General features: G+C 59.6%; 10 protein-coding genes. 8 read left to right on the top strand and 2 right to left on the bottom strand.

Annotated features, from left to right (window positions below; translation table 11 throughout):
- From ACTJKQ_RS24440 to ACTJKQ_RS24405, 8 genes are all read left to right on the top strand, one after another.
- Nucleotides 1-264, top strand: a 264-nt coding sequence (locus ACTJKQ_RS24440) for a hypothetical protein (RefSeq protein WP_440598355.1), incomplete at its 5' end; no start/stop codon positions are given.
- A 16-nt stretch (nt 265-280) separates the two neighbouring features.
- Nucleotides 281-502 (top strand): hypothetical protein, encoded by a 222-nt coding sequence (locus tag ACTJKQ_RS24435; RefSeq protein WP_440598354.1) that lies wholly within the window; start codon nt 281-283, stop codon nt 500-502.
- A complete protein-coding gene (locus tag ACTJKQ_RS24430) occupies nt 492-722 on the top strand; it encodes a hypothetical protein (protein WP_440598353.1) in 231 nt (76 codons plus the stop codon). The genes ACTJKQ_RS24435 and ACTJKQ_RS24430 overlap by 11 nt, the downstream gene beginning before the upstream one ends.
- Nucleotides 715-921: a hypothetical protein gene (locus tag ACTJKQ_RS24425; protein ID WP_440598352.1), complete on the top strand. Its 207-nt coding sequence runs from the start codon at nt 715-717 to the stop codon at nt 919-921. Before ACTJKQ_RS24430 ends, ACTJKQ_RS24425 begins: the two co-directional genes overlap by 8 nt.
- A gap of 3 nt (nt 922-924) precedes the next feature.
- The gene (locus ACTJKQ_RS24420) at nt 925-1,182 is read left to right on the top strand and encodes a major capsid protein (protein ID WP_422848879.1); all 258 of its coding nucleotides are present in this window, start codon (nt 925-927) and stop codon (nt 1,180-1,182) included.
- Between the two features lie 116 nt (nt 1,183-1,298).
- Nucleotides 1,299-2,702, top strand: coding sequence for a hypothetical protein (locus ACTJKQ_RS24415; RefSeq protein WP_440598351.1), 1,404 nt, complete (start codon nt 1,299-1,301; stop codon nt 2,700-2,702).
- Between the two features lie 75 nt (nt 2,703-2,777).
- Nucleotides 2,778-3,086 (top strand): DUF2523 domain-containing protein, encoded by a 309-nt coding sequence (locus ACTJKQ_RS24410; protein ID WP_056641357.1) that lies wholly within the window; start codon nt 2,778-2,780, stop codon nt 3,084-3,086.
- Nucleotides 3,083-4,276 (top strand): zonular occludens toxin domain-containing protein, encoded by a 1,194-nt coding sequence (locus ACTJKQ_RS24405; RefSeq protein ID WP_440598350.1) that lies wholly within the window; start codon nt 3,083-3,085, stop codon nt 4,274-4,276. The genes ACTJKQ_RS24410 and ACTJKQ_RS24405 overlap by 4 nt, the downstream gene beginning before the upstream one ends.
- A gap of 1 nt (nt 4,277) precedes the next feature.
- Here ACTJKQ_RS24405 and ACTJKQ_RS24400 read toward each other — a convergent pair whose 3' ends face one another.
- Together ACTJKQ_RS24400 and ACTJKQ_RS24395 are read right to left on the bottom strand one after the other, a co-directional pair.
- Nucleotides 4,278-4,520 carry a hypothetical protein gene (locus ACTJKQ_RS24400; RefSeq protein WP_436078192.1) on the bottom strand — a complete coding sequence of 81 codons (243 nt, stop codon included), beginning with the start codon at nt 4,518-4,520 and terminating at the stop codon, nt 4,278-4,280.
- 58 nt (nt 4,521-4,578) lie between these two features.
- The gene (locus ACTJKQ_RS24395; protein ID WP_440598349.1) at nt 4,579-4,941 is read right to left on the bottom strand and encodes a hypothetical protein; all 363 of its coding nucleotides are present in this window, start codon (nt 4,939-4,941) and stop codon (nt 4,579-4,581) included.
- Nucleotides 4,942-5,222 lie beyond the last annotated feature (281 nt).

Raw genomic sequence — 5,222 nt, 5'->3', positions numbered from 1 at the left:
GAGGGCCGCGCCTTCGACTCCACCACCTTCCACCTGTCGGTGGACATTGCGCAGTCCTCCAGCGGCGAAAGCATCGGCGTAGTCACTCGCCCGTTCAAGCTGGGCGACTCCACCGAGTTCAAGAAGTGGGAACACCTCAAGAACTCTTGGCCCATCGGCGGTGTGATGTGCGATTGCGAATTCGACATCGTGGCCGGTGCCGACAACAGCACAAAGCTCACGCTGCTGGCGATCAAACCCGCCACCCAGGCCAAGGCCGCCTAAGGCCCAAAGGCACCCCATGCGCAACGTGATCCAGTCCCGCACAACAGGCGCTTTCCTCGCGCCGTCTTTCGAGGACGGCCAGCCGGAGTGGGTCATGTTGCTCTGCGAAGCCGCCATTGTGGAAGACCTCGAAACCTGCGTGCAGCTTATCGAGGACCACACCGAGCCATTCCACCGCCCCCAGGTCATCGACCTGGACGACCTCTACAAAAAGCAGGAGCCAACTCATGCAATTTGATCCTTCGCTCATCACTGAGCAGCAACTTTCACACTTTGCACTTGGCGTGATTTGCCTCGGCTTCCTTGCGGGCCTTGCTGGCGCCTTTGCTTTGCACGTGGTCCTGACCGTAGGCGAGTGGGTCGTCGCACGCTTCATGGCCTGGGAAGAACGCGCTGAGCGTATTGCTACTGCCCGCACTCGCGCTGCGGCACTTTCCAAGGCCATGCCACGTGGCTGACCCAACAGTCATCGAATGCTCCACCGCCTGCACGGTCACGGTGGTGCATCAGATATCAGTCCCCCCCTTCAATCTCACGCTTGAAGAGGGGGCATCAATCGCCATTGCCATCGTGGCGGTATGGGCCGTTGGCCTCGCATTCCGCGAGTTTCATCGGGTCATCTTTGTCGATGGTTCTTCAACGAAAGAAAGTGAGTAACCCATGTCTCTGTTCCTCCGCGCAAAACAAGCCGGTGCCCGCTACGTCAAGAACAGCAAGCGCGTAGCTGCTGGTGCTGCCGTAATGGCTCTGGCTTCCGCGCCAGCCTTCGCGCAAACCGCTCCCACTCAGCCCGATGTGACCGAAGCCGTCGCCTACATCCTCGGCACCATGGCCACGATTGCGCTGATCGGCAATGCCCGCCTGCTGGTCTCCGTGACCGTCAGCGTGTTCCGCTGGATTCGCGGCGCCGCGCGCTGATAGCCGCTTGTCCTCGGGGCTGCAGACCCGGGGCCTTTGCCCATGTGCACGTGGTGTGCGCATCGTCAAGGGGTTGAAATGGGCTTGTGGGTCATCGTTGCATTACTGGGGGCGGCATGGCTCATGTTTACCGCCTGATCGCTGCAGTTCTTCTGTGGTCCGTGTCGCTCTATGCGGCTGCTGTGATTCAGCCTGTCGTGCGGTACAAGTACTACAGCTTTGAGGGCACCGCTTCCGAGATCGTTGCTCAGGCTCAGGCTAATCAGCCCACTATTAGCTGCGGCGGCGGAGTGACGAAGGCTCTCAATTGGTACTCCAAAAACCCGACATCTTCCGGCGTTGAGATATGGCATTCCCGGGATGCTTGCCCCGGCTATGGGCCATATGACGGCTTTCAATTCAGTGCGGGTGCTATTGGGACCGGCTGCCCTGCAAACTCGTCGCTATCCGGTGGCTCTTGCGCTTGTAATACTGGATTTACCGAGATCAATGGGGCCTGTGAGGCTCGCAACGAAAACAGGGACCGCTGCGCATCCTTCGCTGTCTCTCAGACCTTGCCCGGCGGTGCGCTTGTCCAGGATTACCGCCTGCAGGGCAACGTTTCCGACGGGGCTCAGTTCTGCATGCCCGGTGCTTTCGATAGCGCGTCCAAGGGTTGCAAGGTTTCATTCAGCCGCGATACTTTTCTTGATTACGGTGGTGCTGCCTCTGTCACCGAGGGCACCTTTTCAATGGCTGGCGACTCGTCCACCGTCGATCAATCCTGCGATGTTGGGCCCAATAACTCGCCCCCTAAGGTTCCAGAGAAAGAGAAATGCCCCAATGGCTATACCGGCACCGTGAACGGTGTCGAGGTCTGCATAAACAAGGTACCCAATAGCGGCGCCGATGGTGGTTCAGATGAGACCGAGACTAACGACGGCACCGAGACCACCACACGCCGCATTGATCGCTCTACGAACTGTGAGGGCGACAAGTGCACGACGACCACCACGACGACGACAACGCGCCGCAATAACAGCACAGGCGCTACGACAACGACCACTACTACGTCAACCTCCACAACCTCAAAGCCGGGTTTCTGCCAGGAAAACCCGTCCTCCAAGCTCTGCAAAGACGGCAAAGATGACGGTTCGGCATTCGGCGGTTCCTGCGGTGCTGGTTTCACCTGTGAAGGTGACGCCATTCAGTGCGCAATGGCTCAGGAGCAGCACCGCAGGGCCTGCAAGCTGTTCGACGATCAGACGCCAGAGTCCCAGCTCTACGACGCTGAAAAGTCCAAAACGGGCAAGCGCACTGCCGATCTTCCTGGCAATGAAACCATCGCTTTCGGTCAGAGCATGTATGACTCGTCAAACGCTCTCGGCCCCGGCACCTGCATATCTGATTTGCCTGTGGACGTACTCGGCCAGACCGTTTCACTGCCAATCAGTCAGATATGCCCGCACCTTGCAACGCTGCGCCTTGCACTGCTTGCTTTCGGCGCGTTGATGTGGGTTCTCATTGTCTTTAGGGGGTAGCCCATGCCTGCGCTTATTCCTGTGTTTGCTTTGTTGGCGCTTGTTATCGTTTTGATTCGCTACAGGGGGTAGTCCATGCCAGCATTTATTGCGGCGCTCATGGGGGCGCTAATCAACATAGCCGGGACATTGGTTGGCCGCGTGCTGATCGCTCTCGGCATGAGCGTTGTAACGTTCACCGGTGTGTCCACCACCCTCACCTGGGCTAAGAGCAATGCTGTCTCAGCGCTCTCCGCTTTGCCCGTTGAGGTCGTCGGCATGCTCTCGGCCATGGGCGTTGGTGAGTTCCTCTCCATCCTTCTCAGTGCCTTGACTGCTCGTATGGCGCTGCAAGGTCTGACCGGTGGCGCTGGCGGCAGTATCAAACGCTTGGTGGTCAAATGATGCGCTCCCTTCGCTATCAGCTCGGTTACCTGTACTTGACCACAGGCGGCAACGGCGCGGGCAAAACGCTCATGACCATCTGGGACGTTCGTCAGCTCCAGGTGAAGACCGGTCGGCCTGTGTTCTTCTGGGGCTTCGCTGCAAAGCAACCCCTGCTCGATTTCGGTTGGAAGGAATTCGAGCCGAAGGATTGGGAGTCGCTGCCAGATGGCTCCATCTGCATCGTCGATGAGTGCCAAAAGGTCATGCCCACTCGCGCGACTGGGCAGCCTCCTGCGTGGATTGGAGCGCTCGCGCAGGACAACCGCAAACGCGGCTTTGACTTCTTCTTCATCACACAGCACCCACTCAACATCGATAGCTTTGTCCGTCGCTTGATCGCTGCACCAGCGTGGCATCGGCACTTCAAGGCCTCAATGTTGGGCGATGCCAGCAACGAATTGAAGTGGTCTGCGGTGAATGATCAGCCACAGAAAGACGGTTCAGGCAAGAACGGCGAAGTGACCAGCCGCAAATGGCCGCGCGAGGCTTTCGACTGGTACACGTCCACTAGCATGGACACCCGCAAAACCGGGATACCGCTCAAGGTCTGGAAGGGCGTCGGTGCGCTGGTTCTGGCGCTCGGTTGCGTGGGGTTCGTCGGCCATCAGCTGTACAACATGACGTTCAAGGGCGGCGCCTCCGGTGTCGCAGCATCGCTCCCCTCCGTCCCCTCTGCCGCTGCCCCCGCAAAGCAGGCCATCAGCCCCAGCGGTCGCACAAGCGCTGAGCCTGCAAGCCTGGACGAATATCTAGCGGCCCGCACGCCACGGCTCAAAGACTTTCCGCACACTGCGCCGGCCTACGATCAAGTCACCTCGCCTACTGTCGCGCCATACCCTGCCGCTTGCGTGCACATGGGCCCGCGCTGCGAGTGCTACACCCAGCAGGCCACGCTGATGCAGGTCAGCGTGCAAACCTGCCTCCAGGTCGTTAAGCGTGGCTTCTTCATGGACTGGAAGTCCGCACCACCTGCGGACACACAGCAGCCTCGCAACCCGCCACAGATGGCCCAGCAGGTTACCCAGGCAGAGCCGGTACGCACTGTTCCAGTTCCAATGCCTGCTGCACGCCCTGAGCCTCCGCAAAGCCAATACCTGCAGGGCCTTGCTGCACGGAATGCCCAAGTACGTTCAAGCCTGACGCAATGAGTCAGTCTGCGCGGATGTCTTCTGTTTGCGCTGTCTCTTTCACGAGTGCCCACCGGTAGCCGGGTGGCGCCGCCGGTTTTTCGTGTGTGCGAGTTCTTGGGCCAGCTTCAATGATGCCGTCTCGCACTCCTGCTTTGATAACCCAATACGTCGCCCAAAACAGTGCTATCAGCACGATCAGTGCAACTGCAATTTCGAAAATTGCTTGGCGCTGCAGCGCCTCTTCAAATGCTCTGGTGTTCATGCCTCCAAAGCTAGCACAGCCTTCCAAATGTCGCGAAAACGGATCTGGCCATGACAATTCACGCGCTGACTACGATAGGGCAGCGGGCCAGCGGGCGGATCGCCAGTATGCGGTCGATATGTCCGCCGAAGCCCTTGCGCTTCACCGGCTCAGAGAACACCAGCGCCACCTGCGCAGCCTTCACCAGCTTGCCCAGGTCGCGCACTTTCTTCGCCAGCTCACGCGCCCAGCTCGGCGTGGTCTTGCGCACTGGATAGGCTACTCGGCCCGCTGCCTTGAAAGCTGCGCCGCGCTCTGCCCTGATCGCCCGCAGCAGCCGCGTCGTCGGCCGCGACGTAGCCCACACCAGCAAGCGCCCGAACTGCAAAGGCATCTGCAGCGCCAGAGCTTCAGGAAATTTGCGGTAGTTGCTTGCGATCATGGTGTTCCCCTTCAGGTGTACCGGGCCCCTAGATTCCGAGCCGGACAACTGTTGTCTGTTGCCCGTGCAAGCTGGCCTTGCTTGCACCGTTCCCCTGAGTTCTTCGCCGTGCCATTAGCGGTGCCGGGATTGAGTTGCGGAGGGGGGAGGGTTTGTAAAGCGCAGCTTTATGGATTCCCCCCGCAGGAACTCAAAGCGCCCTCGGCGCGGTCCTGGCTTAGCGTTGGCCGAAGAGGCGAAGAAATCTGGGGAATGGTGCTGGGCGCTACCTCTCACGGGCA

Origin of the sequence: Acidovorax sp. 22279, from assembly GCF_052045435.1 — a bacterium.
In the GTDB taxonomy this organism is placed as follows: Bacteria; Pseudomonadota; Gammaproteobacteria; order Burkholderiales; family Burkholderiaceae_C; genus Acidovorax; species Acidovorax delafieldii.
Note: the sequence above shows the minus strand (reverse complement) of the source record. Positions and strands in the feature narration are given on the sequence as shown.

Bases quoted from the DNA above. Each gene is read 5' to 3' on its own strand.
- ACTJKQ_RS24420 (WP_422848879.1), top strand. From the start codon at position 925: ATGTCTCTGTTCCTCCGCGCAAAACAAGCCGGTGCCCGCTACGTCAAG.
- ACTJKQ_RS24415 (WP_440598351.1), top strand. From the start codon at position 1,299: ATGGCTCATGTTTACCGCCTGATCGCTGCAGTTCTTCTGTGGTCCGTG.
- ACTJKQ_RS24410 (WP_056641357.1), top strand. From the start codon at position 2,778: ATGCCAGCATTTATTGCGGCGCTCATGGGGGCGCTAATCAACATAGCC.
- ACTJKQ_RS24405 (WP_440598350.1), top strand. From the start codon at position 3,083: ATGATGCGCTCCCTTCGCTATCAGCTCGGTTACCTGTACTTGACCACA.
- ACTJKQ_RS24435 (WP_440598354.1), top strand. From the start codon at position 281: ATGCGCAACGTGATCCAGTCCCGCACAACAGGCGCTTTCCTCGCGCCG.
- ACTJKQ_RS24395 (WP_440598349.1), bottom strand. From the start codon at position 4,941: ATGATCGCAAGCAACTACCGCAAATTTCCTGAAGCTCTGGCGCTGCAG.
- ACTJKQ_RS24430 (WP_440598353.1), top strand. From the start codon at position 492: ATGCAATTTGATCCTTCGCTCATCACTGAGCAGCAACTTTCACACTTT.
- ACTJKQ_RS24400 (WP_436078192.1), bottom strand. From the start codon at position 4,520: ATGAACACCAGAGCATTTGAAGAGGCGCTGCAGCGCCAAGCAATTTTC.